At 70.5% G+C, this 1331-nt stretch carries 2 protein-coding genes and 1 pseudogene; 1 reads left to right on the plus strand and 2 read right to left on the minus strand.

The annotated features are described in order from the left end of the window. A pseudogene (locus FRW57_RS24665) lies at window positions 1–99 on the plus strand (thiol reductase thioredoxin); the annotation flags it as partial. 589 nt (window positions 100–688) lie between these two features. Here FRW57_RS24665 and FRW57_RS21625 read toward each other — a convergent pair. Continuing rightward, window positions 689–1027 (minus strand): hypothetical protein, encoded by a 339-nt coding sequence (locus FRW57_RS21625; RefSeq protein WP_152187039.1) that lies wholly within the window; start codon window positions 1025–1027, stop codon window positions 689–691. Window positions 1028–1036: 9 nt separating this feature from the next. After that, the coding region (locus FRW57_RS21630; RefSeq protein WP_203230478.1) for a hypothetical protein at window positions 1037–1331 on the minus strand (295 nt) is incomplete at its 5' end.

The raw sequence follows: 1331 nt of genomic DNA on the forward strand, positions 1-1331 counted from the left end.
CAGTTCGCCCCCGTCTACGAGCAGGCGGCGACCAAGCACGACGACATCACCTTCGGCAAGGTCGACACCGAGGCCGAGCAGGGCCTCGCCGCGGCCGCCTTCACCGCGTCGGCCGCGGAGACGGCCCGGCCGCCGGTGTGGGAGCCGTAGATCTCGAAGTGCATGGGGTCGCGCCACCCGGGGACCCGGAACGGGGACGGGTCGTGCTTGGTGCCGAAGTCGCCGCCCCACCGGATGACGGTGAACCCGGCGGCCCGGTTGATGTCGGCGACAATCTCTCGGATCTTGTCGATCTGGTCCTGGTCGTAGCCGATCGCGGCGTACACGTCGGCGGCGTACTGGGCCTTGTGGTTCGGCTCGTACAGGTGGCGGCCGCCGTTGTAGTCGATCGCGGTCGCGGAAGCGTGGTTGGTGTCCTGGACGTACGAGTTGATGCCGACGTTGCTGGGCCGGTACCCGTGGATCTCCTCGCACTTCTCGACCTCGGCGTCCAGCCGCCGCACCAGGTGGTCGAGGATCTCCGCGACTGCCGGCGTGGCTCCGCTGACGTGGTACCCGTTGGGGGCGACGAAGTACGCCTTGGGTGCCTGGTCGAGGCGCGGCCAGTAGTTGAGCGTGGTTGCCATGTGGCGTTCCCCTCCGGGGCATAGAAGTGGCCGCCCTCGGCTGGGGGCGGTCGGCGTGAATTTCAGGAGATGGGGACGGCGCTGGCGTGCTTCTGCACGGGCGTCTCCGGGTCGTCGTGGATGCGAGACCACACGTCGACCTTCTTGGCCGGGTCGGCGGGCAGTGCGACGGCTCCGGTTGGCCCGACGAGCACCCGCAGGTATGCGAAGTCGGTGGCGTTGTCGACGGTGCCGGTGACCTTGAGGAACCAGTAGTCGGTGGTGAGCCGGTTGGTGCCCGGGAGCTGCTGCGTGGGCGCGGCCCGGACCCATTCGGCGGCGACCCAGTCGGAGTCGGTCGGCTGGGTGCCGTTGGGGACGATCGCGACCTCTGCGGCGTCGAGGGTGATGTCGAGTGCCATTGCCTGCTCCTATGAGGTGACGGGGCCGGGGGTCCAGCCGGTGGTGGGCGGTCCGGCGGTCCACTGGTTGCCGGTGAGTGCGCCCGCGTCCCACGCATGGGTGGGTGCGGCGCCGTCCCAGCCCTTGGTGACTGGTCCGGCGATGATGGTGATGTTGCGTTTGACGCGCGGTTCGGACTGGCCCTTCGCTGTGCCGGCCCGGACGCGGGCGCCCGCCCCTGAGCCGTGGCGGGTGGTGCTGCCGGTGGCAGCGCTCATGCGCACCCTGGCACCGGTCCCGGCTCCGGCGTGCCGGGTGCTCCCG

Origin of the sequence: Segeticoccus rhizosphaerae, from assembly GCF_009192725.1 — a bacterium.
Classification (GTDB): Bacteria; Actinomycetota; Actinomycetes; order Actinomycetales; family Dermatophilaceae; genus Segeticoccus; species Segeticoccus rhizosphaerae.